Origin of the sequence: Amycolatopsis sp., from assembly GCF_036008905.1 — a bacterium.
In the GTDB taxonomy this organism is placed as follows: domain Bacteria; phylum Actinomycetota; class Actinomycetes; order Mycobacteriales; family Pseudonocardiaceae; genus Amycolatopsis.
The window spans coordinates 1-25,318 of record NZ_DASYMU010000158.1 but is presented as its reverse complement, the minus strand read 5'-3'; the positions used below and the strand labels follow the sequence as shown (position 1 = coordinate 25,318).

The following is a 25,318-nucleotide window of genomic DNA, read 5'->3' as shown; positions in this document are numbered from 1 at the left end:
TATCACTCCTGAACAGGAGGCGGGTGGTCATCGCCACCCTACGACCTGACCCCGTCGCCGAACGGGTAACCCACGATTGAGAGCTAAACCGCGCGCTTCTTGAGCTTGCGGCGTTCCCTTTCCGACAGGCCACCCCAGATGCCGAAGCGTTCGTCATGCGCCAGGGCGTACTCAAGGCAGTCATCCTTGACGTCGCACCCCAGGCAGATCCGCTTGGCCTCACGGGTGGAGCCGCCCTTCTCAGGGAAGAACGCCTCCGGATCCGTTTGCGCGCAAAGGGCGCGCTCCTGCCATTCCTGCTCCTCGGTGGCATCGAAGAGATCAGTGAGATCTACCGGCTCCTGCTCCGGCTTTTCTCCCCAACCCACTACGTGCCCCCATTCCTTTCCTTCGGCGTCCAACCGCACGTCCGCCTCCTCGCTTCCACGCACTCCCCAGGCTGGCGGTGTCGAAACGTCATCTGCCGCTCCCCCTGGAGCGTCGAATGACATCTATGTGATTACACCTGTGTAGTGCGGCCAGGTCAAGCCGAGTACCAAGTTTGGGGGATACCCGAACGGCGTTGCGCAAGGGGACACGCCGTAGGAGATCGACCGGGTGCGACGAAAGTTCACAAAGGCCATACGGAAGACTGGAGGAGTGCAGAGATCAGCAGTACGCCCGAGCCCTGTCTTCTTCGGCATCCTCGCGGTCACAGTCGTAGGTGGGGTGATCGCATCCCTCGGTGACAGCTCCGGCGTGATCAGCCGGGATCCCCTGCTCGTCCTCGGTGTTTTCCTGCTGGTGATCGGCGGCTGGGTCCTCTCACTGACGCTGCACGAATTCGGGCACGCTCTGGTGGCGTACAAGGGCGGTGACTACAGCGTCGCCGACAAGGGCTACCTCACGATGGACGTCCGGAGGTACACCGACCCGGTGCTGTCGATCGTGTTGCCGCTGGTGTTCCTCGCGATCGGCGGGATTCCGTTGCCCGGAGGGGCAGTTTGGATCAACAGGGGCGCCCTGCGCTCACGTTCGGTGTCGACCTGGGTGTCGCTGGCGGGCCCGCTGAGCAACCTCGGCATCGGCGTCGTGCTCGCACTCGTCGTCTCGCTCGTCTCACTGCCGGTGGGACTCGCCGTCGGGCTGTCATACCTGGCACTGCTCCAGATCGTGACGTTCATCCTGAACATCCTGCCGGTGCCCGGGCTGGACGGGTACGGCGCGATCGAGCCGTACCTTTCACCACAGGCGCGGGAACTCGGCGCGAGAGCCCGGCCGTGGGCGCCGCTCATCCTGTTCGCGTTGCTCTTCGCATTGCCCGGCGCGAGCGCGCTCCTCTGGGACGCGGCGTTCTCACTTTTCAACGCCGTCGGCGGAAGCGGTTCCGCGGCTCAGCTCGGGCAGTACGTCGTCATGTTCTGGCGCTGACGCCGCCCTGCGTCGCGAACCACTTGTGCGCGCGTTTCGCCACGCGCTTCAAACCCGACCGCTCACCGAGGTAGTCGCCCGCCATCCCGACGATCGGCAACATGCCGAGTGCACGGTGGAAGAGCCGCCCGCGCGGCCGCTTTTCCAGCTCCTCCACGATCCCCAGCAGCGAGCGGCCCAGCCGCCACAGCGTGCCGACGGCCGCCTTCAGGGTGATCTTGCCGTGCTTCTTCTTCGACTCGTCCAATTCCTCGGTCAGCTGTTCCGTCGCCGCGTCCTCCGCCGACTTCCCCTCCGCGTCGTGCGCGACACGCTTTCCTGCCACGAGGACCGGATCGACGTCGCGGTCGAACAGCACCCACGCGATCAGCCGGACGCGGTCGCCGACGTCCAGCACCCCGTGCTCGCCGGCGATCGCGCACAACAGCAGGCCTTGCGCGGCCGCGCCGAGGGTGTCCTGGATGGGCAGCCTGTCGGCCAGTGCTCCCCCGAGACCCGGGACGGAGGTCAGCAGGGCGGTGAAGCGGCCGACCCGGTTCACCCACCAGTGGGTGCGCTCGTCGACGTCCATCGCGGCCCATGCGGCCGTCCCGGGCACCTTGACCGAGGTGAGCCCGTTGAGCAGCTTTTCCCGCAGGCCGTGTTCCAGCGCGGCGAGTTCGTCGTCGGCTTCCCCGCGCTCGCTCCTGGCCCGCAGGCCCATCGGGTCGGACTCGCGCAGCGCGTCGAGCATCGGCCCGCAGCCGCGCACGAACGGCCTCAGTGCCGCGACCACCTGAGCGTCCGAAATGGCCTCAGCCACCTTTGCCTCCTGTCTGCGTGCCTCCCTCGGCCGCCGCGCTCTTGACCGCCGAAGCCTGCACCGCCGACGCGAGCCGGCCGCCGAGCGCCAGCGCGCCCGGCAACGCCCCGCCGGCGAGGAGCAACAGCGCCCGCCAGTCCTGGAGAAGGACGAGATCCCCGCCGGGACCGAACAGGCCCATCACCATGAGTACGAGTACCCAAACCACGAGCGGAATCCACGAAAGTCCGGGACGAACCAGTTTCGCGGTCCTCAGTACCAGCCATGGCGTGGTGACGGCGGCGAGCACGACGGTGATCGGCACCGGGAAGTCGCCGAGCTTCGGCAGCACGATGCCGTCGAGGCGCAGCGGCAAGAAGAACAGTTCGAGCAGGGCCAGCAATACGGCGTCGACGACAAGCATGACCAGCATGCCGCGACGCTCGGCGGTCAAGGGCTCACCCATTGCCATCGCCTGCTTCGATCGCCAGGCCACCGAAGAGGTCGGTCTCGGCGCCTTCGGCCGGGCCGGTGGCGAGCACGAAGAACTCGTGGGCCGGGATCGGCTGGGCGATGTTGTTGGACAGCGCGAAACAGCTTTCGGAGACGACCGTCACCTGGGTGGCGTGGGCGCGCAGCGCGGCGGCCTTCGCGGGCCGGTACGCGCCGATGTCGACGCGGGTGGTGATCAACGCGTCGGAAGTCACCGGCAGCTCGCCGTCGTCCGGCACCCGGAACGCCCCCGCTCCGCTCGACCGCAGCTCGGCCAGCCCGCGTGCGGTGGCTTCCTCGGAGTGGACCGTGTGGAACACCCGCCGGACGGATTCGGCTTTCGACGCGGCCTTCATGGTGATTTCGTGGGTGCGAACGTGATCCGGATGGCCATATCCCCCGAAATCGTCATAGGTGACGACGACCTCCGGCCGCACTTCTTCGAGGATCGCGGCGAGCTGCGCGACCTGCTCCGCTTGTGAGCCCCGGGTGAAGGCGCGGTGATGGGCCGACGACGGCATCCCGGCCATCCCCGAGTCCCGCCAGCGCCCGATTCCGCCGAGGTAGCGATGCCCGATCCCGCCGAGTTCCGCGACCGCCCGGGTCAGCTCGCCGGTGCGGTAACCACCCAGCTGATCGGCCGCCCACGAGCCGAGTTGTGCCAGGTCAGGCGGGATAACTTCGCCTTCCTCGCCCAGGGTGCACGTCACCACCGTGACCTCGGTACCCTCGGCCGCGTAACGCGCGATCGTGCCGCCGGTGGTGATGCTCTCGTCGTCGGGATGGGCATGGACGAAGAGCAGCTTGCGGTGTCTCGCAGAGGTCACGGGTTCAGATTAATTGCTGTGCTCCGAGCCCTGCCCGCCCGACCTCGGTTATTCTCGCGCGGAGTCGTGGGTAGACACCCACACGAAGTCGTGGGTACATCTCATGGCAACAACCCGTACCCCCACGAAGGGCATCTGGTGAGCACAGAAGCATCGTCGGCGAGCCTTGCCGGCATCTCCGGTTCCGTACTGTCCATTGCGGACCTCACAATCTCGTTCAGGACCGAAGACGGCACGGTGGACGCGGTCAAGGGGATCGGCTTCGACGTCGCCCCCGGTGAGATCGTCGCCGTCGTCGGCGAGTCGGGGTCCGGCAAGTCCGTGACCTCGATGTCGGTGCTGGGGCTGCTGCCCAAGACGAGCACGATCTCCGGGACGGTCCGCCTCGGTGAGGACGGCATCTCGGGGCTCAAGGAGAAGGAACTCCGCAAGATCCGCGGCAACGAGATCGCGATGATCTTCCAGGAGCCGATGACCGCGCTGAACCCGGTCTACACGATCGGCTGGCAGATCCGCGAGTCGCTGCGCTCCCACCAGGACATCTCGAAGGCCGCCGCCGACGCGCGCGCCATCGAACTGCTGGAGATGGTCGGCATCCCGAACCCGCCGGAGCGGTTCAAGCAGTACCCGCACCAGCTCTCAGGCGGCCTCAGGCAGCGTGTGGTGATCGCGATGGCGATCTCCTGCGACCCGAAGGTGATCATCGCCGACGAGCCCACCACGGCCCTCGACGTGACCGTCCAGGCCGAGATCCTCGGCCTGCTGCGCAAGCTGCGGGACACGCTGAACACCGCGATCGTGCTCATCACGCACGACATGGGTGTCGTCGCCGACCTCGCCGACCGCGTCGTCGTGATGTACCAGGGCGAGATCGTCGAGCAGGCTCCCGTGAAGGAACTGTTCGCCTCGCCGCAGCAGGACTACACCCGCCGCCTGCTCGCCGCGGTGCCGGTGCTCGGCCAGCGCCCGGAGAACCGGCGGCTGCTCGACGACAGCGCGATCAAGGTGAACAGCACCGAAGCCGTCAAGATCGCCGAGGAGATCCGCCTCGATGACGCCGAGCTCGAAGCGCAGATCGAGGTGTCCGCGCCGGCGCTGGAGATCACCGACCTGGTACTCGAGTTCCCCGGCCGCCGCGGCCAGCAGAAGAACCGCGCTGTCGACGGTGTCTCGCTGTCCATCAAGAAGGGCGAGATCCTCGGCCTGGTCGGCGAATCCGGCTCCGGTAAGTCCACTGTGGGCAGGTGCGCGATCGGCCTGCTCAGCGCCACCGAGGGCACCGTGTCCATCGCGGGCCGCGACATCACCAAGCTGTCCAACAAGGAGCTCCGGCCGCTGCGCCGGTACTTCTCGATCGTCTTCCAGGACCCGGCGTCCACTTTGGACCCGAAGATGACGATCGGCGAGTCGGTGGCGGAACCGCTGGTGCTGCACAAGATCGTGCGCGGCAAGGAGCTCAACGACCGCGTCGCGACCCTGCTGGACAAGGTCGAGCTCAGCGGCCACTACCGCAACCGGTACCCGCACGAGCTCTCCGGCGGCCAGCGCCAGCGCGTCGCGATCGCCCGCGCGCTCGCCCTCGACCCGCAGCTGCTCATCGCCGACGAACCGACGTCCGCACTGGACGTCTCGGTGCAGGCAAGGGTGCTGGACCTGTTCCTCGACCTGCAGCAGAGCCTGCAGTTCGCGTGCCTGTTCATCAGCCACGACCTCGCCGTCGTCGACCTGCTGGCCGACCGCGTCGCCGTCATGCAGCGCGGCAAGCTGATCGAGGTCGGCACGCGCGACCAGGTGCTGCACTCGCCGCAGCAGGACTACACCCGCCGTCTCCTGTCGGCGGCCCCGGTCGCGAACCCGGTGCTGCAGGCCGAACGCCGCGCCGCCTGGGAAGCCGGAAAGCTCGCCCCCGTCTCGATCTAGGGCATGTGAGACATCCTCAGAGCAGTGGGGTGGCAGGGCTCGACTTGAGCCGGTGGCTCGTGAGTGGCTACGAGTGTTAGAACACTCGTAGCCACTCACGAGCCACCCACCCAGCAGAAACGCCCCAACGGACCCCGGGAACGCCGTGAAGGAGGCCTTCATCACCTTGGGCGCCACCGGGGCCAGCGCGTTGCCCTGCGCTATCGACGTGCCCCAGTCACCGGTCAGGAAGTTCCCGAGCCAGGTGAAGTAGCGGGGAACCACGCCCTGGTCCAAGCCGAGCTTGTGGGACAGCTCGTCGATGGACGCCTGGCTCACGCCGGGCTGCCCCCTGAGTGTCCCGAGTGGATCGCCGGTCGCGGCGACCATGACGAAGCACAGGAAGGTGCCGACGAACAGGACCGGGACCGAGATGGCCAACCGGCGGAGCACGTAGTACAGCAGGTTCATGGGGACACTCCGGCGAACCGTGGAGCCCGGGAAACACGAACGGCGGGCACCCGTGGGTCACCCGCCGCCGGTGCGTCAAGCCTTCTGTCTGCGCTGCCGCGGGTCGAAAGCGTCCCGCAGGCCGTCACCGATGAAGTTGATGGAGAGCGAGATAAGGACCAGCACCACGAACGGGCCGAAGAACAGCCAAGGCCGCGTTTGGAGCTGGGCGTAGTTCTCGAGGATGACCCGGCCGAGCGAGGTGTCCGGGAGCTGGACACCGAGGCCGATGAACGACAGCGCCGCCTCCGCGAGCACCGCCTGCGCGACCGCGAGGGTCGCGTTCACCGTGATGCTGCCGACCATGTTGGGCACCAGGTGCTTGAAGATGATCCGGCTGGTGCTCGCGCCCGAGGCACGCGCGGATTCCACGAACTCCCGTTGCGACAACGACATCGCTTCGGCTCGGGTGATGCGGGAGATCTGCATCCAGCCGAACGACGCCAGCACCAACGCGACGATGTACCAGGTACCACCGCCGAACGCCTTGGCGAGGATCGCCGCGGCGGCCAGTTGGGGGACGATCAGGAACAGGTCCGTCAGCCGCGAGAACGCCGAGTCGGTGATACCGCGGAGGTAGCCCGAAAGCGCCCCGAAGATGACACCGACGAGGGTGGAGAGGATGGACACCGTCAGCGCGATCAGGAGCGAGTACTGGGTGCCGCGCAGGATCTGCGACACCATGTCCTTGCCGACCTGGGTGGTGCCCAGCGGGAAGGACGCGCTCGGGTCGGCGAACGACGGGTTGGAGCTGTCTTCGTAGTTGTGCGACCAGAAGATCGGCAGGATCGCGCAGAGCAGGACGATCAGCACCAGCACCGCGGTACTGGCCATCGCGAGCCGGTGGCGCAGGAACTTGCGCAGGACCAGCTTGCCCTGACTACGGGGCTCCGGAAGAGCTTCTGGGGGAAGGGTGCCTTCGGCGGCGACCGCTGAGGGGTCGCTCGCGAGCAGCGAGTTCAAGTCAGCCAACGCGAATCCTCGGGTCCAAGATGCCGTATACCAGGTCAGCGATCAGGTTGGCGACGACAACCGTCAAAGCGATGACGACCAGCCAGCCCATCATCACGTTCACGTCGTTCTTCGTCACGGATTCCACGAGCAGACCGCCCATGCCGTGCCAGTTGAACACCGTCTCGGTGATGATCGCTCCACTCAGGACGCCGGCGAAGTTCACCGAGAACAACGTCGTGACCGGGATCAGCGCGTTGCGGAAGGCGTGCCTGAACACGACCCGCGAGCCGGTGAGGCCCTTGGCTCGCGCGGTGCGCACGTAGTCCGCGTTCAGCGTCTCCAGCATCGATGCGCGCTGGAACCGGCTGTACGCCGCGAAACTGATCGCCATGATCGACAGCGTCGGCAGCAGGAAGGCGCCGACGTATCTCACGAGGAAGTCGCCGACACCGTCGGCTTTCAGGTTCTCCGGGCTGACCGTCCGCAGCCACGGGTTGCCGAGCCAGTCGGACAGGCCCAGGTCCCGGACCCAGCCGTTGATCTCGATGGCGTACCGCTTGAGCACGATGGCGACACAGAAGATCGGCATCGAGAACAGCAGGAAGGCCAGTGTGGTGGCTAGGTAGTCGACCACGGAGTACTGCTTGACCGCGGCCAGGACGCCGACCGCGACACCGAGGATCAGCGCGAGGATCTCGGCACCGACCACAAGCTGGAAGGTCACCCCGAAGGCGGCCATCACCTTGGGGGCCACCGGTGCCAGCGCGTTGCCCTGTGCGATCGAGATGCCCCAGTCGCCGGACAGGAAATTGCCGAGCCACGTGAAGTACCGAGGGACTATGCCCTGGTCGAGACCCAGCTGGTGGGCGGTCTGGGCGAGGGACTCCTTGCTGATGGCCGGGTTGCTTCTCAGCTCACCCAGCGGGTCGCCGGTGGCGGCGACCATCACGAAACACAAAAACGTCCCGACCAACAAGACCGGGATCGATATCGCCAAGCGGCGAAGGATGTAAATCACCAGGTTCAACGAACTGCTCCTCGTCCGGGCCTGGTCTCCGAAGTCGCCGGCCCCTTGCCCGGCCGTCACCGTAGCTCGGGTAATGCTACGGCCAACAGCTACTTCCGGAGGGGACCGGGGCCGAGCTCGTGGCTCGGCCCCGGTCCCACCAGGTTGATCATTGAGAGAAAGAGTAAAGCCAGGCCGGTTAAGCCTTAGTTGGCCTTCTCCCACTCACCAACGTTCCACAGGACACCGTTGTAGGACTGCATGTACGTCTTGTCGATGCCCTTGAACGCCCACATGGACGGCGTCTGGAACAGCGGCAGGGTGGCGTACTGGTCCGCGAGGGCCTGGTCGGCCTTCTGGTAAGCGGCGGTCTGCACGGCGACGTCGGTCGCCGAGACGGCTTCCTGGAACGCCGAGTCGATCGCCGGGTCGGACAGGCCCTGGTAGTTCTGGCTGCTCTCGTCGGTCTTGGTGATGTAGATCGACTTCTGCTCGGCCTTGAACGGAGCCGAAGACCAGCCGAACAGGGCGATGTCGTAGTCACCCGTGCTCACGCGGCCACCCTTGAGGAAGTTCGCGTCGGTCTCGTCCTTGATCTCGATACCCGCCAGCTTGGCCTGCGAGATGATGATCTCGACGGTCTGGGTGCGGCGCGTGTTCTGGTTGTGCGTGATCTTGGCCGAAGCCCGCACACCGTTCTTGGCGAAGATGCCGTCGGCACCCTTGACCCAGCCCGCGTCGCTCAGTGTCTTGGCCGCGACTTCGGCACCGAGACCGGCCTTCTTGCTGTAGAGGTCCTGGAAGCCCTCTTCACCCGGGAAGAACACGATGCCGTTGAGCGGCTTGGCGTCCGCCTGGACCTGCTTGAGCAGCTTGTCCGTGATCTCGTCACGCTTGACGGACTCGAAGAACGCCTTGCGGAGGTCCTTGTCGGCGAACATGCGCTTGTAGTTGAGGTCGAGGTGCTCGAAGGTCAGTTGCGAAGCCGACCCGTAGGTCACACCCTGGGCCGCGAGGCCCTTCAGCGTGGCCGCCGCCGTGGCGTCCGGCTGCGTGGACGCGGCGACGTCGATCTCACCGTTCTGCAGCGCGGTGGCCATCGCCTTGGTGTCTTCCATGGCGCGGACGATGATCCTCGACGGACCACCCTTGCCACCGATCCACAACGGGTTCTTCTCGAGCGTGACCGCCTTGGCGTTCTCGTCGAAGGCCGTGATCATGTACGGGCCCGAGGACGGCATGATGTCCTTCTTGAAGCCCTTCCACTCGTTCGTCCAGAAGTCACCGAGCTTCTTCAGGGTGGCGGCGTCACTGGACGGGGTGAGCTTCGTGATGTCGGCGATGCCGGTCTTGGCCTCGGCGATGTGCGCCGGCATGATCGCCGTCGAGTTGAACAGGCCCTTGTAGTCGAGGTACGGCGAGCTGTACTTCGTCTCGAAGGTCAGCGGGTCCTTGCAGGTCGCGTCGCTGATCAGCTCGTAGCCGGTCACCGACGCCGAGGTGAAGGCCTGCGTGCCGTCCGGGCCCTTGGCCTTGCCACTGTGCGAGAGCCAGGAGAAGTACAGGTCCTTGCAGTCGAAGGCGGCGCCGTCCGACCACTTGACGTTCGGCTTCAACTTGTATTCGACGACCTGCGGCGACGGCGAAGTGACCGTCCACGAGTCGAACACGTCGTTGTTCAGCAGCACCTTGTTGTTGCCGTCGAGCACGTCCGCGCCGGAGAGCACCGCGGTCAGCACATAGGTGTTGTAGGAGCTGTTCGTGTCCGGGGTGTCGTTGTTGTACCCCGAGTAGCCGTCGTCGATACCGACGGTCACGGTGCCTTCGTAGGGCGGCGTGTTGGCCAGCTTGAAGTTGTCGCCGCTCTCGGCCTTGCCCACCGCCATGCTTTTGACATCGCCGGCCGAGCCGTTCTGGTCGCTACTGGACCCACTGTCGGAGCCGCTGCTGCAGGCGCTCAGAACGAGCGCGGCCGCGGCCACCATGGACCAAGCAGAGACTGCTTTGGATCTCCTCATGAAGTGTGCCCTCCTAGCACTGGGTCCTTGACGTCGGAACAAGGACCCACACCGCTCCGGATATTGGGCCGGAGCTTATGACACGCCAAGCGACACTCATTTGGCGCACTGCGGGTGGACGGTAGAAAGGAAAAGCACACGGAGTCACCACTTGAGGGGCGATCGTGACCAAAGGGTGACTTCGGGCTGACATTCAGAAATACATTGGTTACGCGATGGAATCGTTCCGATACTCAAACGAAGGGTTTAGACCACCCGGCCGAGCGCGTGTCTTGAGACCACCTGGCGCAGCAACTACTTGGCGCCGCGGGTCCAGTTCACCGCCGACCCGAATGGGCCCACCATCGGGGGACCAGGGCTTACGCCGGAAATGCCGGACCCGATCGCGAGCGTATCGGCGAGCTGGAACAACGGAATGACGACATTTCTGCGCCACAATTCCGTCTCGAGGGAGGAAAGGGCTTCCGGGGCAGTTGTCTCGTCTGACAGTGCCGAATCGATCGTCGTCTGGAGGCTGTCGTCGCAGAATGCGGCGGAGTTGCCTGGTACGACCGATTTGGCCTTGTCCTCCGAAGACTGGCCGGGGCGGCAGCCGAAGGTCGACGCCAGCACCGTGGCGGAGTCCCCGCCGACGGCCTGTGGCACGACGGCGATGTCGACGCCGACGCTGCCACCGGCGTCCGGGGTGGACACCTGCAGCCCGTCGACCACCGGCATCGCGAGCAGCGTGGAGAACAGCTCACGCGGCTCCGGGTTGACCACGTTGACCTCGATACCGGCCGCGATGAGCTGCTTGGACAACTCCTTGGCCATCGTGGCGTAGGGCTCCAGCTTGCCCGGCGAGGCGATGACCAGCGAAAGCGTCTTGCCCGCCTTGCGCCAGGTCCCGGTCTCCTTCACGTACCCCGCGGCTTCGAACAGGCTCGTCGCCTTGTCCGCGTCCGGGGCGGCCGGCGGGCCGGTGGACGGGATCGTCGGCGCGTAACCCGGCGCCGACGGCGGCTTGGTCAGCGCGTCGGCCTTGAGGTTCGAGGCCGGGCCGCCCGCGGTGCCTTCGGCGATCAGCTTGGCCCTGTCGAGCACCGCCGCGACCCCGGCGCGCACCTGGTCGTCGGCCAGCGTCGCGCTGACCGGGCGGAGCAGGACGTCGGCGACGAACGGCCGGGCGACGGTGTGGACCTGGACTGTCTCGCCGATGTCGGTGAGCGATTTGAGCCCGTTCGCGTCGGTACCGGCGATGGTGAACTGGTCGTTCCCGCTGCGCAGCGCCGCCGCGAGCCCGATCTGGTCGGCGCGGCGCAGGATGAGCCTGTCGACCGCGGCGGGCTTCTGCCAGTAGCGGTCGTTGCGCTCGAGGATGACCTCACCGCGGCCGATGTCGAGGGTCTTGACCGAGAACGGCCCCGCCACCGCCGGGAAGCTGGTCGCCAGCGCGCCCTTCCAGCCGCCCGGCGCGTCCTTCAGCAGATGCGAGGGCAGAAGGTCGGAGAACAACGACTGCCAGCCCGGATACGGCTTGGCGAAGCTCACCTCGACCCGCTTGCCACCGTCGCGGGACTGGATCCCGGAGATCAGCCGGTACCCCGCGGCCCCGATCACCCCTGGCTCGTCGCGCATGGCCCGGTACAGATAGTCGAAGTCCTCCGCCGCGATCGGCGCCCCGTCCGACCAGGACGCCGCCGGCGAGATCTCGTACGCCACCGTGAACGGCAGCTCCGACATCACCGAAGCCGACACCATGAGATTCTTGTCGAGCTGGGGCGTGCCGTCGTCCTTCTGCCGGAACACCGACGGCAGCAGCAACTGCGACAACGCCGTGGTGATCGTCGAGGCGTCGGCCAGGTTGTGCGGGTTGTACCCGCCGATGACGTCGTCGACCCCCACCACGATCTGCGACTGCGTCACCACGGGCGTCGGAGACGACGAGGCGACCGGCGTGGTCACCACCGGAGGCGGCGGAGTGTTGCTGCAGGCCCCCAGCATGGCCACCACGAGTACCAGCACCGGTCCCGTAGTCCAGGGCTTCGCCCGCACGTTTGATCCCTCCAGCTGCCACCTGAGCCCGCCATGCTGCCATGGCGGCACCTACCGCGGTAGCGAGATTGCCAGACAGGGTGTAAACCCCGGTTACCGGATCCGATACCGCTATACGGGGGACGCACCGGGCCCCCTCCCGGTTCCGTCGGCTCCAGCCCCTTTCGATCCCCTGGTCGAGACCCGAGCAGGGCCAAGTCTCGAGCTACCGAGCCGGGACGGACTCAGGTGGCCACGGCGAACCGTGGCCACCCCCACCGAGCCCCTCGAGCCGTGACATTCCCCCAAAGCGGCGTTGGGGGCGTTGAGTGCCCCCAACGCCGCTTTGGGGGAATGTGCTGCGGAGTGAGGTGGGTCACCTGGCCGGCGCTCGATGGCGGGGACAGCACAGGGCCCCCGACCGTGGAAAACGATCGGGGGCCCTGTGTGGCCAAAGAAGATCAGCCGTTGGCGCCTTCGTTGCGGTTCTTGTTGCGCGAGCGCTCCTTGGCGCGGGTGCCGAAGTCGAGGGTCACCTTGCGGATGCGGACGACGTCGGGGGCGACCTCGACGCACTCGTCCACGGAGCAGAACTCCAGTGCCTCTTCCAGGCCCATCTTGCGGGGACGCGCGAGGGTCTCCATCACGTCGGCGGAGGACTGACGCATGTTCGTCAGCTTCTTCTCCTTGGTGATGTTGATGTCGAGGTCCTCGGCGCGCGGGTTCTCGCCCACGACCATGCCCTCGTACACCTCGGCGCCGGGCTCCACGAAGAAGGTGCCGCGGTCCGCGAGCTGGATCATCGCGTACGCGGTGATCGGGCCGGAGCGGTCGGCGACCAAGGAGCCACTGTGGCGGGTCCGGATCTCGCCGGCCCACGGGAAGTAGCCCTCGAACACGTGGTTCGCGATGCCGGTGCCGCGGGTCTCGGTGAGGAAGTCGGTCCGGAAACCGATCAGGCCACGCGCGGGGAGCACGTAGTCGAGCTTGATGCGGCCGGTGCCGTGGCCGCTCATGTGCTCCATGCGGCCCTTACGCGCCGCCAGCAGCTGCGTGATGCTGCCGAGGTGCTCTTCGGGCGAGTCGATGGACAGGCGCTCGAACGGCTCGTGGAGCTTGCCGTCGATGACCCGGGTGACCACCTGCGGCTTGCCGACGGTCAGCTCGAAGCCTTCACGCCGCATCTGCTCGACGAGGATGGCCAGCGCCAGCTCGCCACGGCCCTGGACCTCCCAGGTGTCGGGACGCTCTGTCGGCAGGACTTTGATGCTGACGTTACCGATCAGCTCCTGGTCCAGCCGCGCCTTGACCAGGCGGGCGGTGACCTTGTCGCCACCGGCGCGGCCGGCCAGCGGCGAGGTGTTGACACCGATCGTCATGGAGATGGCGGGCTCGTCGACGGAGATCCGCGGCAGCGCCTCGGGGTTCTCGATGTCGGCGAGGGTGTCACCGATGGTGATCTCCGGGATACCGGCGATCGCGACGAGCTCGCCGGCGCTGGCCTCGGTGGCCGGGACGCGGGTGAGCGCTTCGGTGATCAGCAGCTCGGAAATGCGGACGGTCTGGACCGAGCCGTCCTCGCGCATCCAGGCGACGTTCTGGCCCTTGCGCAGGTTGCCGGAGTGGATCCGGATGAGCGCGATCCGGCCGAGGAAGTTCGACGCGTCGAGGTTGGTGACCAGGGCGCGCAGCGGGCCTTCCTTGTCCGCGAAGGGCGGCGGAACGTGCTGCATGAGGGTCGCGAACAGCGGGTCAAGGTTCTCGCTGTCGGGGATCTCACCGTCGGCGGGAGCTTCGAGGCTCGCCTTGCCGGCCCGCGCCGAGGCGTAGACGATCGGCAGGTCGAGGATGGCGTCGAGGTCGGCGTTTTCGATGTCGCCAGCCAGGTCGAGCAGCAGGTCGTGGGTCTCGGAGACGACCTCGGCGATCCGGGCGTCCGGGCGGTCGGTCTTGTTGACCACCAGGATGACCGGCAGACCGGCTTCGAGGGTCTTGCGAAGGACGAAGCGGGTCTGCGGCAGCGGACCTTCACTCGCGTCGACGAGCAGCACGACGCCGTCGACCATGGCGAGGCCGCGCTCGACCTCACCGCCGAAGTCGGCGTGGCCGGGGGTGTCGATGACGTTGATGGTCACCTGACCGTCATCTGTCTGACGGCGGATGGACGTGTTCTTGGCGAGAATGGTGATGCCTTTTTCCCGCTCGAGCTCGCCCGAGTCCATGACCCGGTCGACGAGCTCGGCACGGTCGGCGAAGGCGCCGGACTGCCGCAGCATGGCGTCGACCAGCGTGGTCTTGCCGTGGTCGACGTGTGCGACGATGGCGACGTTACGCATATCGGGCCGCGTCTTGCTGGGGTCCGACAAGCCGGTTTCGGTGGCGATGACACTGGCTGCGGGCACGCGAAGACTCCTGAACTTAAAGGTCGGTGTGGTGGCCGCGCTGCTCTTGAGGCATGCAGCGGCCAACTCTGGCCACACGCGGACTACACCAGGATACCCGTAGCCGAATTGTGAGCAGGCCCACGCCCCATGATCGGTTAGCCTCACCTAACCTGAAGGCTCGGATTCGGCGACGACGCGGAGCGATTTGTGGGCAAGAAGGACAGTGACCCCCAGGCGCGGGTCCGCAGGCTCATGAAGGCCGGCAAGGTCAAGAAGAAGTGCTGCCGCTCGAAGTCCCGTTGCAAGAAGTGCCCGGTCCTCGCGCTCAAGAAGGCCAAGCTGAAGTTCGCCGTCGCCGCTTAGCCGCCATCTGTCGACAGATGGCGATGATCTTGGGTACGGGGCGGCCATTCTTCGTCGAATGACCGCCGGCCACTAGTGGACGAGAGCCTCGTTGATCAACCGCAGTTCCGGTGCGGTCCTGGTGGCGGAAAATTCGATCACTTCGTATTTCGACAGGTGCCGCACCACGAACGGGTCGGTGGCGAGCACGGCGTCGAGCTTTCCCCGCAACATCGGGCGGACGAGGATGACGCCGTCCGCGGGGGCGGCGCACTTCCCGGCGGCCAGGAAATGACCTTGCTGGAAGTGCCGGGCGAGCCACTCAGCGTGGTCCGCCAGCAGGTAGTCGACTTCTTCTATGGGTGCTGTGTGGTTGAGCAGCGCGATGAACATGATTCAACGGTAGACCCGATTCTTGGCACCGCCATCCGCTGTTAGCGTGTTGATGCGCACTATTGACGCCACCACCCACGAATGCGTGAAAACAGCGTTTTCGAATTGCAATTCCTTTGCCCTGCTTTACATTCCGATGACCTTTACTGGCCGCAGCGGGCCGCCGTCCGCTATGCTCACCCCATGCACTCACGCATCGCACAGTGGTGGCCGCCGGCAGGCGGCTTCTGAAACTGTGCGCTGAACAACGCACACCAGGCCGCCCGATCGGGCGGCCTTTTTTGTGTCCCAAGGCTTCCCGTATCGCCCGCGGCGAGACCAAGGGGAGAAATCATGACCAGGCTTTCGGGCATCACTCCGTCCGGCCACATCCAGTTGGGCAACCACCTCGGGGCGATCCGCCGCTGGGCCGCCGAGGGCAAGCCGGAGGACCTTTACTTCGTCTCCGACCTGCACGCGATGACGACTTCGCACAATCCGGCGAGACTCCGGTCCCTGGCCGGGGAGCAGCTGGCGGTGCTCATCGCGTCGGGCATCTCACCGGACCGGGTATTCGTGCAGTCCGATATCGCGCGTGAATTGGGGGCCCTCACCTGGATACTGGAATGCACCTGCAGTTACGGCGAAGCCGCGCGGATGATCCAGTTCAAGGAGAAGTCGAAAGGCCAGGCCGGGGTCCGGCTCAGCCTGCTGACCTATCCGGTGCTGATGGCCGCGGACATCCTGCTCACGGGGGCGTCGGAGGTGCCGGTCGGTGAGGACCAGCGCCAGCACGTCGAATTGGCGAGGACGCTGGCGCGCCGGTTCAACACCACCTACGGCGAGGTGTTCACCATGCCGGAGGCGGTGCTGCCGCCGTCGGGTGCGCGTGTCCGCGACCTCGCCGACCCGACGCGGAAGATGTCGAAGTCCAACCAGGACTCGGCGGGGGTCGTGTTCGTGCTCGACGAGCCCGACCAGATCCGGCGCAAGATCAAGCGCGCGGTGACCGACGGGCTCAGCGTCCCCGCGTACGAGCCGGAAGAACGGCCGGGGCTGGCGAACCTGCTGGAGATCCTGGCGGCGTGCACCGGGGGCGATCCGGCCGGGATCGCCGCGGAGCACAAGTCCTACGGCGCGCTGAAGGAGGCGACGGCCGAAGCTGTCGTCGAAACGCTGCGGCCCTTGCGGGAAGGTGCGAACGCGCTGCTCAAGGACCCCGCGGAGCTCGACAGGGTCCGCAAGGCCGGTGCGGCGAGGGCGGCCGAGCGAGGCGAACACCGCCTGCAGTCCGCGCTGCGCCTTATCGGAGCGGGGTAGCGAGCAGGGCGCGCAGGTCGGGGAGCAGCAGCTCGTCGGCGGGGAGCCACGGGACGCTCACCAGCTGGTCGGAGGTCAGCCAGCGGAGCTCCAGATGTTCGACGGCCCGTGGTTCCCCCTCGGCCAGTCCGGCGGCGAAGATGCGCAGCACCTTCCCGCCGGGCAGGCCGACGTCCGGCCCGACCCGCTCGCCCACCGAGATCTCGACGTCGAGCTCCTCGACACATTCGCGGCGCAGTGCGTCCACTTCGGACTCACCGGGCTCGACGCGGCCGCCGGGCAGCTCCCACTTCCCGGCCGCGTCGACGGGCCAGGCGCGTTGCTGGGCGAGCAGGGTCCCGCCGCGCACGATGGCGGCTCCGACGATCACAACGGTCACGCGCCGGGACCCTAGCCGCTCGTGAGTGTTTACGAGTGTTAGAACACTCGTAAACACTCACGACCCACCCACCCCAGCCGAGCCTGACCCCTCGTCTGCCCCAGCGGTGCCGTCCGCCCCAGCCGTCCGCGTCAGCCGCTCGCGCGCCAGGTCACCTGGAACCGGGCCCCGCCCTCGGGCGACTCCCCCACCAGCACCTGCCCGCCGCGGCGACGGACGGCTTCGGCGACCATCGCCAGGCCCAGCCCGGTGCCACCGGACGACCGCGCCCGGTCGTCGGACACGCGGTAGAACCGGTCGAAGACGTGGTCGCGGTGCTCCGGCGCGATCCCGGGGCCGTCGTCGTCGACCACGATCCGGACCGTGGAACGCCGCGCCAGCACCGAAACCACGATCTGACTCTCGGCGTAGCGGCAGGCGTTGCGCAGCAGGTTGTTCAGGACCAGCTCGACTTCGCTGTGCGACGCGTGCGCCCACACCTGCCCGGCCACACCGCTGACCCGCGCCTGCGGTGAGCCGGCGGGCATCCTCGCGACGGCCGCACGGGCCTCGGTGACCAGCTCGACCGGGCTGGCGGGCGCGATCTCCCCCGCGTCCGACCTGGCCAGCGCGAGCAGCGCGTCCAACAGCGACGAAAGCCGTTCCGCCTCGGCAAGGATGTCTTCGAGCGTCTCGTGCGCGAGGTCGGCGTCCGGGTTGGCGACGGCGACTTCGGCCTGGACGCGGATCGACGCGACCGGCGACCGCAGCTCGTGCGCCGCGTCGCCGGTGAACCGCCGCAGCCGTTCGCTCACTTCTTCTTGCCGCGCAAGCAAAGCGTTGAACTCGGCCGCCAGCTCACGGAGTTCGTCGTGCGAAACCGGCAACGGGAGCCGCTCGCCCGGCGGCAGCGCCCGCACCGAGCCGCGCATCCTCGCCACCGGCCGCAACGCCGACCGCACGACGAACCAGGTCGCCAGCGCCGCCACCAGGCCACCCATCAGCGCCACGACCAGCAACCAGGTCGACCCGCTGTGCACCAGCGCGGCGAACCCGACCAGCCCGGCGCCGGTCACCACCAGCCGTTGCCGGCCGTCGGGCGCGCTGACCACCGTCCCGAGCCAGCGCCAATCGGGCCCCACCGTGCCTTCGCTGTGCACGCGCTGGCCGGATTTCAGCTTGCGGACCTCGTCCGGGCTCAGCGCCGGCGACGGAAGACCGTCCACCGGATCGCCCGCGGTGTCGAGCACCCGCACGGCCATGCCGGGCACGAGCGTCGGCGGCTTACCCGCGCTGACCTGGGCTTGCGCCGTCGTGAGCGCCGAGCCGAGCTCGTTGTCGACCGAGCGGGTCAGCAGCGGGCCGACCGTGGTCCCCGCGATCAGCGCGAGGCCCAGCAAACAGACGAAGGTGACGGCCGCGGCGAGCAGCGTGATGCGGAACCGCAGCGACCGACGCCGCCACCAGGAGGGAGACAGGATCAACCCGGGCTCATAACCTCGTCGAGCTGCGCGTCGGAGGCCAGATAGCCGTGCCCCCGCACGGTCCGGAGCAGCGCACCCGCGCCGACTGCTTCCAGCTTGCGCCGCACATATCCGACGTAGACCTCGACAACGTTGCGCGTCGCGGCCTGCTCGTCACCCCAAACCGCGCGAAGCAGTTCGTCCTTGGTGACCACCGTCCCCGCGCGGCCGACGAGCACTTCGAGCAGCGCGAACTCCCGCGGGCTCAACGCGACGGGCTCTTCGTGCCAGCGGACCTCACGAGTGGCCCGGTCGACCAGCAGCGGGCCGATCCGCAGCGGCCCGCGCGAGCCGTCGTTGCTGACCCGGCGGAGCAGCGCCCGCACCTGCGCCACCAGGACGACGAACGAAAACGGCTTCACCAGGTATCCGTCGGCGCCGAGGTCGAGGCCGTCGGCCTGGTCGACCTCGCCGTCCTTGGCCGAGACCAGCAGCACGGGCGTCCGCACGCCCTGTGCACGCAGATGCTGCAGAACGCGGTAGCCGGACAGGCCCGGCAACATGATGTCGAGCAGCAGGACGTCGAACGAGCCCGTCTGCGCGAGCCGCAACGCGCTCGGCCCGTCCGCGGCGGTGACCACGTCCATTCCTTCGGCCCGCAGGCCGCGATGCAGCGCCTTGCGCACGCCCAACTCGTCGTCTACCACCAGCACCCGAGGTTTCACGATCCTCAGCATGCCCGGTTTTCGCTGCTCACGTGCACGCTCTCAGCGTCATCTCAGCCAAACAGGCCCATCCTGAGCGGTATCTCAGCCGTCAGGGGGCAGCCTCGGTTGAGGAGACGAGCCACCGAAATACGGGGATTATGGAGCTCGTCGGACACAGGGAGAAGCAATGGAGCCGAAGAAGAAGGCCATCACCGCCGCGGTACTGGGTAGCGCGCTCGGGATCGGCGGACTCGCCGTGATCGCCATGCCGGCGACCGCCGGAGCCGCACCCACACTGCCCGCGGTCAGCGCGGAGAGCCTGGTGCAATCCGTCGCGACGGCGAAGACACCGGCGCTGGCCGGCAAGGTCAAGGTGACCAACAACCTGGGCCTGCCGGGCCTGAACATGGTGCCCGGCGCGGGCGTGCTCAACCTGGACTCCGCCGACGTCTACAACGACGGCAACGGGCGTAGCAAGGTCGCCATCCACCAAGGCAACACCCAGGAGACGATCACCCACGACGGCACGACCGTCTGGGACTACAGCTCCAGCAACAACACCGTCACCAAGCACACGGTCCCGGCCGACGCGCTGGAGAAGCCGAACGCCACGGAGAAGATGACCGACCCGACCACGGCGGCCACCCAGCTACTGGCGACGATGCGCGAGACCAGCACCGTCGCCGTCGACGGCACCGCGAGCGTGGCGGGCAGGGACGCGTACGAACTCGTCCTGACCCCGAAGCCGACCGAGCGCACGCTGCTGCGGGAGATCCGCGTCGCCGTGGACTCCGAGACCAGGCTGCCGCTTCGGCTCGACGTCCTGACCAACGGTTCGGCGGACCCGGCGCTGCAGATCGCGTTCAGCGAGGTCAGCTTCGGCCCGCAGGACGCCGCGCAGTTCCAGTTCACCCCGCCCAAGGGCGCCAAGGTGACCGAGTCGCAGCCGAAGCTCGACGACACCACGAAGAACGAACTCGACAAGGCGCAGCAGGCGGTCAAGGTCGTCGGCGACGGCTGGGACACCGTGGTCACCGGGACGATCCCGGCGGACCTGCTGAGTGGCAAGCCGGCGAGCGGCACCGAAGCGAAGCAGGGCAAGTCGGTCGACCCGAAGGCGCTGCTCTCGCGGATCGGCAAGCCGGTCAACGGGACCTGGGGCTCGGGCTACGCGATCACCACGAAGGTCGGCACCGCGATCCTGACCGACGACGGCCGGTTCGCCGCCGGCGCGGTCCCGGAGCAGGTGCTGTTCGAAGCACTGGCCGCCAAGTGACCAGTACGGCCATCCGCGGCGTGGACGTCTCTTCGGAGGCGTCCACGCCGTCCGTTCCGCTGGCCGCGCGGACTCGGGGGCTGCGCAAGGTTTATCGCCAGGCGGTGGCCGTGGACCAGGTCGACCTGGACGTACCCGAGGGCGCGGTACTGGGGATGCTCGGTCCGAACGGCTCCGGCAAGACCACCACCATCCGCATGCTGCTGGGCCTGGTCAGGCCGACGGCAGGCGAGGTCGAGCTGCTCGGCCACCGCATGCCCGACGGGGCAGGCCACGCCCTGCCGGACGTCGGCGCGCTGGTCGAAGGGCCGGGCTTCCACCCTTTCCTTTCGGGGCGGGACAACCTGTTCCGGATGGCGGCGGCCGAGCCGCGCCTGTCATCGGCGGGAATCTCGGGTGCGGTCGAGGCGGCGCTTGAGCGCGTCGGGCTGTCGGGGGCGGCGCATCGGCGATACAAGGGGTATTCGCTCGGGATGAAGCAGCGGCTCGGCTTGGCCAGCGCACTGCTGGTGCCCCGCCGGATGGTCGTGCTCGACGAGCCGACCAACGGGCTGGATCCGGCCGGTACCAGGGAAATCCGCAAGATCATCGGCGAGCTGCACGCCGACGGCGTCACCGTGCTGGTGTCCTCGCATCTGCTCGCCGAGGTCGAAGCGACGTGCACGCATGTCGCCGTGCTGCACGAAGGTTCAGTCGTCGCCCAGGGCGAGCTCGCCGAGCTGCTGGAGTCCGGGAGCCCGGCACTGCTGGTGTCCACTCCGGACAGTGCCGAAGCCGTCGAAGCGTTGCGGGAACAGCGGATCACCAGCAAGTTGACGCCTGAAGGGGTCCGGGTGGACCTCACCGCGACGACTCCGCCGGACGTGTTCGCGATCCTGGTGCGGGCCGACGTCCGGCTGTACGAAGCGACGCGGGCGCGGACCGGCCTGGAAGACCTGTTCGCCAGGCTGACCGAACACGAACCGTCCACAGTGGATGGTACCGAGGGGGCGTCATGACCCAGGTTCTCGCGCCCCAGCCCGAAATCCGGACCGGTCACGACACCGTGCCGATGAGCCGGCTGATCCGCGCCGAGCTGCGCTGGATCTTCCGGCGGCCGCGGACGCTGATCGTGCTGGCCATGCTCGCGGTGATCCCGGTCGTGATCGGCGTCGGGCTCACCCTGGTGGACACGAACGCTGGAGGTGGTAGCGGGGGCGGACCGGGCGACGGCGGCGGCGCACTGCTGGCCACCGCGGTGAACAACGGGTTCGTCCTGCCGATCGCCGCGCTGGTCATGACGTTGACGCTGCTTTTGCCGCTCGCCGCGGCGATGGCCGGAGCCGACGCGATCGCGGGCGAGACCGCACACGGGACGCTGCGGGGCTGGCTGCTGACGCCGGTCAGCCGGGGGCGGCTGCTGGCCGTGAAGTCGTTCGGTGTGGCCACGGTGGCGCTGGTGACCGTGCTGTCGATGGCCGTCACGGGGGTGATCACCGGGCTCATCATCAACGGCACGGATTCGCTGTTCACCATCTCGGGGACCACGCTTTCGCTGTGGGACGCGCTGGGCCGGATCCTCATCGCCGTCGCCTGGGTGACGTTGCAACTCTGGGCTGTCGGCGCGGTCGCGCTGGCCATCTCCGCGTGCACGGAACACCCGATGCTGGTCGTGGTTTCGGTGCTGGCGGGGAACATCGTGTTCCAGATCCTCGGTTATCTCGACGCGGTGAGCTGGCTGCATCCGTTCCTGCTCAACCAGAACTGGACCTCGGCGCTGACCGAGGTACTGCAGGACCCGATGGCGTCGGCCCAATTGGGCGAAGGCGCGCTCCGGGCCGCCTGCTACATCGCTATCGCACTTTCACTCGCCTACGCACGCCTCACCACCCGCGACGGCTAACTGTCCGTGAAGGCCACATCGAATCAGGGCAGTGCGCGCAGCGTCTCCGTTGAGGGTGGTGGTGGGAGACGGGTGGGCGACTCAGCGTCCCTCAATGTGGCCTTCACGGACCATTTCCGAACTGGGTCAGATGAGCCAGCCGAGCACGTGGGCAAGGTGCGCGAGGATGCCGGTGACGATGTCGTGACCGTGGTGCGCGTGCTGGACGAACATCTGCATGAGAGAACTCCTTGATTGGATTTTCCGGTGTTTCCCGGGAGCCACAACAGGTTTTCAGCGCTGTTGGCGTCAAGTCAAAACTCCGCCGCGGGCTCGCTCCGCCGATATTCGGCGCCGTGAAAATCTTCCCACCCTAAAACGTGTAACTCGTTCGTGTTTGCGCCGGGGGTGCCTTTCCACCACCGGTAGCCGCGCCTTGGGCCGTTTGATCTGCCGCGGAAATCCTTGATGGGACATCCGGGTGGGCACGCGCGGCGCCCCGGGACAGCTGGTGATCTTGGGGAGTTCACTCCAATGGGTGGCGAAAACTCAGCCGAGGAGCGCGATTCCGTCCGCGTCGAGAGTGAGCCGGACTCGATCACCAGGCTGGACGTCCGCGGTCACCGGAGCGATGGCGTCCACCGCCGGCAGGTCTTTCCCGAGTTCGACCACCAACCGGACGTGCTCGCGCCGGTGCACCACTCCGGCGACGTCCCCGGCAATTCCCTTGTCCGACAACCTGAGCGCGTTCGGGCGCAAGCCGAGCCGCACGTCGCCGTCCACTACGCCGTCGACCGGGACCTCACCCAGCGAGCACCGCACAATGCCCTCCGACGCGGTGCCCGGAAGGATCGTCGTCACGCCGAGGAAAGTCGCGACGGTGTCGTCGACCGGACGGCTCCACACGCGGCGGACAGCGCCCTCCTGGCGGATCTCACCGCGCTCCAGCACGGCGACCCTGTCGGCAAGGGTGAACGCCTCTTCCTGGTCGTGGGTGACCAGCAGCGCGGTGATCTTGCTGCGGCGCAACAACTCCGCGAGGTCGATGGCCAGCTGCTCGCGCAGTCCGGCGTCCAGGCCGGAAAGCGGTTCGTCGAGCAAGAGCAGCCGCGGTTCCGGCGCGAGCGCGCGAGCCAGCGCCACCCGCTGGGCCTCACCGCCCGACAGCTCGGTCACCCGGCGCCGCTCGTATCCGCTCAGGCCGACCAGGTCGAGCAGCTTCGCGATCCGCTCCGCGTGTTCGGCCTTGGGTACCCGGTGCATCCGCAGCCCGAACCCGATGTTCCCGGCGACGTCGCGATGCGGGAACAGCTGGCCGTCCTGGAAAACAAGCCCGAAACCGCGTTCGTGCACCGGGACCCCGGCGAGGTCGTCGCCGTCCCAGCTCACCTTGCCGCGTACCGCCGGTTCGAGCCCGGTGATCGCCCGCAACAGCGTCGACTTGCCCGAGCCGGACGGCCCGAGCAGTGCCAGTACTTCGCCGTCGGCGATCTCGAGCCGGGCATCGCGCACAGCTTCGAACGATCCATAGTGGACGGTCAGACCCGAGACGGACAACGCCATCAGAACTCCCCTACCGAGCTGTGCCCATTCAAAGACCAGCGCCCACGAGCCGACCCCAGTCTGTCGATCACCGCGACCGCCGCCGCCGTCACCACCATCAGCAGCGCGCAGGCGGCGTAAGCCATCTGGTTGTTCAACTCCCCCGGCCGCGCGATCAGCGTCGCGACGGCCACCGGCAGCGTCGGCGAATCCGGGCGCGCGAGGAAACTCGTCGCACCGAATTCGCCCAGTGCGACGACGTAACCGAACCCGGCGGCCGCGACCAGCGAGCGGATCGTGAGCGGCAGATCGATCTCGCGCCACACCCGAGCCGGGGACGCGCCGAGCGTGGCCGCGGCCTGGCGGAGCCGGTCGTCCACCGAACGCAGCACCGGCAGCACCATCCGCACGATCAGCGGGATGATGACCAGCGCCTGCGCGAGCGGCACCAGGAGCGGGGACGTCCGCAGGTCACCGGGCAACGCGCTCAGCGTCACGAGATAGCCGAAGCCGACCGTCACCGCCGAAACCCCCAGCGGCAGCATCAGCGCGACATCCATCGTCTCGCCCGCGGCGCGCGCGAGACGTCCAGGAGTCCGGCGCAGGGCCACGAGCACCACCGACGCGAGCACACCGATGATCATCGCGAGCATCGTCGCGTCCGACGCCGTGCGCAGCGAGTTCATCGCCGCGTCCCAGCCCGAGACCTGCAAAGTGTTCTGTATTCCGGTGCCCGCCAGCGCGCGGTAGCCGGCGAAGCTCCAACCGTCCGAAGTGGACACCGAGCGGACCAGCAGCGCGATGATCGGCGCGACCAGCAGCCCCAGCACCCCGCACCCAGCCGCGACGACCCACCACTCCCCGCCTTCCGGCCGGCGAGCGGTCTCCGACCCGGAACGCAGCCGCAACGCCGTCTCGCGGCGCTTACGAGCCACCGCGCCGACGGCGAGCGCCGCGACCACCGCCGCGAACTGGACGAGCGAAAGCGCCGCCGCGCCCGAAAGGTCGAGCAGGTTCACCGTGCGGAGGTAGATCTCGGTCTCGAGCGTCCGGTACTTCGCGCCACCGAGGATCAGCACGACCCCGAAACTGGTGGCACAGAACAGGAAAACCACCGCCGCCGCGGACGCGATGGCGGGCGCCAGCGTCGGCAGGGTCACCGAGCGGAAGGCCCGCCACGGCGACGCGCCGAGCGCACGAGCGGCGTCGACCGCCCGGGAATCGAGATGTCCCCACAGTCCGGAAACGGTCCTCGCCACGACAGCGACGTTGAAGAACGCGTTGGCCAGCACGATCGCCGTGACGCCGCCGTCCGGCCAGAGCGCGCGGAAAGCGAGCCCGACGACCACTGTCGGCAGCACGAACGGCACCAGCACCAGCGTCCGGACGAACGCGATGCCCGGCAGCCGGACCCGCGACAGCAGGAACGCCACCGGCAGCCCGGCGACGATCGCGAGAACCGTCGACGCGGCCGCCTGCGCGACCGTGAAACCCGCGAGCTTCCAGGTTTCGGCATCCGTCACCACACTCGCGACGCCGCCGGCCGAGAAGCCCCGGCCGACGATCGCGGCCACCGGCCACGCGAAGAACACCACCAGGAAGCCGATCGGGACCACCGCGAGGAGGCCCAGACCGCTTCCCCTGGCGGTTATCCCTCGAAGAGCGTGCGCCACTGGCCGATCCACTTTTCGCGGCCCGCCAGCACCTTGGCGCCGTCGAGCGCGGCCGGCTTCTCCGGCAGCGGCGCGACCTGCGCCCAGCCGGCGGGAAGATCGACGCCCTG

At 67.8% G+C, this 25,318-nt stretch carries 22 protein-coding genes; 7 read left to right on the top strand and 15 right to left on the bottom strand.

Annotation, left to right across the window (positions count from 1 at the left end; translation table 11 throughout):
* Nucleotides 1–83 precede the first annotated feature (83 nt).
* Complete coding sequence (locus VGP60_RS27650; RefSeq protein ID WP_327551037.1) at nt 84–407, bottom strand: WhiB family transcriptional regulator; 324 nt, start codon at nt 405–407, stop codon at nt 84–86.
* 232 nt (nt 408–639) lie between these two features.
* On the opposite strand from VGP60_RS27650, the gene VGP60_RS27645 reads away from it, so the two are divergent.
* Nucleotides 640–1,410 carry a site-2 protease family protein gene (locus tag VGP60_RS27645; RefSeq protein ID WP_327551036.1) on the top strand — a complete coding sequence of 257 codons (771 nt, stop codon included), beginning with the start codon at nt 640–642 and terminating at the stop codon, nt 1,408–1,410.
* On the opposite strand, the gene VGP60_RS27640 is transcribed toward VGP60_RS27645, so the two are convergent.
* Genes VGP60_RS27640 through mshB form a run of 3 tightly spaced genes read right to left on the bottom strand, consistent with a single transcriptional unit; the run spans nt 1,394 to nt 3,486 of the window.
* Entirely contained in the window at nt 1,394–2,212 is an 819-nt protein-coding gene (locus VGP60_RS27640; protein WP_327551035.1) for a hypothetical protein, read from the bottom strand. The genes VGP60_RS27645 and VGP60_RS27640 overlap by 17 nt on opposite strands.
* On the bottom strand, nt 2,205–2,663 hold the full coding sequence (locus tag VGP60_RS27635; RefSeq protein WP_327551034.1) for a hypothetical protein: 459 nt from the start codon (nt 2,661–2,663) through the stop codon (nt 2,205–2,207). Before VGP60_RS27635 ends, VGP60_RS27640 begins: the two co-directional genes overlap by 8 nt.
* Nucleotides 2,650–3,486, bottom strand: a complete 837-nt coding sequence (mshB, locus tag VGP60_RS27630; protein ID WP_327551055.1) for an N-acetyl-1-D-myo-inositol-2-amino-2-deoxy-alpha-D-glucopyranoside deacetylase — start codon at nt 3,484–3,486, stop codon at nt 2,650–2,652. Before mshB ends, VGP60_RS27635 begins: the two co-directional genes overlap by 14 nt.
* A gap of 162 nt (nt 3,487–3,648) precedes the next feature.
* On the opposite strand from mshB, the gene VGP60_RS27625 reads away from it, so the two are divergent.
* Nucleotides 3,649–5,430 carry an ABC transporter ATP-binding protein gene (locus VGP60_RS27625; RefSeq protein WP_327551033.1) on the top strand — a complete coding sequence of 594 codons (1,782 nt, stop codon included), beginning with the start codon at nt 3,649–3,651 and terminating at the stop codon, nt 5,428–5,430.
* A 525-nt stretch (nt 5,431–5,955) separates the two neighbouring features.
* On the opposite strand, the gene VGP60_RS27615 is transcribed toward VGP60_RS27625, so the two are convergent.
* From VGP60_RS27615 to typA, 5 genes are all read right to left on the bottom strand, one after another.
* Complete coding sequence (locus tag VGP60_RS27615; protein ID WP_414640418.1) at nt 5,956–6,882, bottom strand: ABC transporter permease; 927 nt, start codon at nt 6,880–6,882, stop codon at nt 5,956–5,958.
* Between the two features lies 1 nt (nt 6,883).
* Nucleotides 6,884–7,900 carry an ABC transporter permease gene (locus VGP60_RS27610; RefSeq protein WP_327551031.1) on the bottom strand — a complete coding sequence of 339 codons (1,017 nt, stop codon included), beginning with the start codon at nt 7,898–7,900 and terminating at the stop codon, nt 6,884–6,886.
* Between the two features lie 185 nt (nt 7,901–8,085).
* Complete coding sequence (locus VGP60_RS27605) at nt 8,086–9,897, bottom strand: ABC transporter family substrate-binding protein (RefSeq protein ID WP_327551030.1); 1,812 nt, start codon at nt 9,895–9,897, stop codon at nt 8,086–8,088.
* A gap of 294 nt (nt 9,898–10,191) precedes the next feature.
* Nucleotides 10,192–11,880 (bottom strand): ABC transporter family substrate-binding protein, encoded by a 1,689-nt coding sequence (locus VGP60_RS27600; RefSeq protein ID WP_327551054.1) that lies wholly within the window; start codon nt 11,878–11,880, stop codon nt 10,192–10,194.
* A 491-nt stretch (nt 11,881–12,371) separates the two neighbouring features.
* Nucleotides 12,372–14,312 carry a translational GTPase TypA gene (gene typA / locus VGP60_RS27595; protein ID WP_327551029.1) on the bottom strand — a complete coding sequence of 647 codons (1,941 nt, stop codon included), beginning with the start codon at nt 14,310–14,312 and terminating at the stop codon, nt 12,372–12,374.
* Between the two features lie 189 nt (nt 14,313–14,501).
* Between typA and VGP60_RS27590 the strand changes: the two genes are divergently transcribed.
* Nucleotides 14,502–14,657 carry a hypothetical protein gene (locus VGP60_RS27590; protein ID WP_327551028.1) on the top strand — a complete coding sequence of 52 codons (156 nt, stop codon included), beginning with the start codon at nt 14,502–14,504 and terminating at the stop codon, nt 14,655–14,657.
* Nucleotides 14,658–14,729: 72 nt separating this feature from the next.
* Here VGP60_RS27590 and VGP60_RS27585 read toward each other — a convergent pair whose 3' ends face one another.
* On the bottom strand, nt 14,730–15,029 hold the full coding sequence (locus VGP60_RS27585) for a YciI family protein (RefSeq protein ID WP_327551027.1): 300 nt from the start codon (nt 15,027–15,029) through the stop codon (nt 14,730–14,732).
* A 333-nt stretch (nt 15,030–15,362) separates the two neighbouring features.
* Between VGP60_RS27585 and trpS the strand changes: the two genes are divergently transcribed.
* Nucleotides 15,363–16,328 carry a tryptophan--tRNA ligase gene (trpS, locus tag VGP60_RS27580; RefSeq protein ID WP_327551026.1) on the top strand — a complete coding sequence of 322 codons (966 nt, stop codon included), beginning with the start codon at nt 15,363–15,365 and terminating at the stop codon, nt 16,326–16,328.
* Here trpS and VGP60_RS27575 read toward each other — a convergent pair.
* The 3 genes from VGP60_RS27575 to VGP60_RS27565 form a co-directional block, all read right to left on the bottom strand.
* Complete coding sequence (locus tag VGP60_RS27575; protein ID WP_327551025.1) at nt 16,312–16,707, bottom strand: (deoxy)nucleoside triphosphate pyrophosphohydrolase; 396 nt, start codon at nt 16,705–16,707, stop codon at nt 16,312–16,314. The two genes, trpS and VGP60_RS27575, sit on opposite strands and share 17 nt — an antisense overlap.
* A 131-nt stretch (nt 16,708–16,838) precedes the next feature.
* Entirely contained in the window at nt 16,839–18,170 is a 1,332-nt protein-coding gene (locus VGP60_RS27570) for an ATP-binding protein (protein ID WP_327551024.1), read from the bottom strand.
* On the bottom strand, nt 18,167–18,886 hold the full coding sequence (locus tag VGP60_RS27565) for a response regulator transcription factor (protein WP_327551023.1): 720 nt from the start codon (nt 18,884–18,886) through the stop codon (nt 18,167–18,169). The genes VGP60_RS27570 and VGP60_RS27565 overlap by 4 nt, the downstream gene beginning before the upstream one ends.
* Nucleotides 18,887–19,043: 157 nt before the next feature.
* On the opposite strand from VGP60_RS27565, the gene VGP60_RS27560 reads away from it, so the two are divergent.
* From VGP60_RS27560 to VGP60_RS27550, 3 genes are read left to right on the top strand one after another with little or no spacing between them, the layout of a single operon-like run.
* On the top strand, nt 19,044–20,132 hold the full coding sequence (locus tag VGP60_RS27560) for a LolA family protein (protein WP_327551022.1): 1,089 nt from the start codon (nt 19,044–19,046) through the stop codon (nt 20,130–20,132).
* Nucleotides 20,129–21,130 (top strand): ABC transporter ATP-binding protein, encoded by a 1,002-nt coding sequence (locus VGP60_RS27555; protein ID WP_327551021.1) that lies wholly within the window; start codon nt 20,129–20,131, stop codon nt 21,128–21,130. The genes VGP60_RS27560 and VGP60_RS27555 overlap by 4 nt, the downstream gene beginning before the upstream one ends.
* Entirely contained in the window at nt 21,127–22,014 is an 888-nt protein-coding gene (locus VGP60_RS27550) for an ABC transporter permease subunit (RefSeq protein WP_327551020.1), read from the top strand. The genes VGP60_RS27555 and VGP60_RS27550 overlap by 4 nt, the downstream gene beginning before the upstream one ends.
* Before the next feature lie 528 nt (nt 22,015–22,542).
* Here the strand turns inward: VGP60_RS27550 and VGP60_RS27545 are convergent.
* Complete coding sequence (locus VGP60_RS27545) at nt 22,543–23,556, bottom strand: ABC transporter ATP-binding protein (RefSeq protein ID WP_327551019.1); 1,014 nt, start codon at nt 23,554–23,556, stop codon at nt 22,543–22,545.
* A complete protein-coding gene (locus VGP60_RS27540) occupies nt 23,556–25,208 on the bottom strand; it encodes an ABC transporter permease (RefSeq protein ID WP_414640417.1) in 1,653 nt (550 codons plus the stop codon). Before VGP60_RS27540 ends, VGP60_RS27545 begins: the two co-directional genes overlap by 1 nt.
* Between the last annotated feature and the right edge of the window lie 110 nt (nt 25,209–25,318).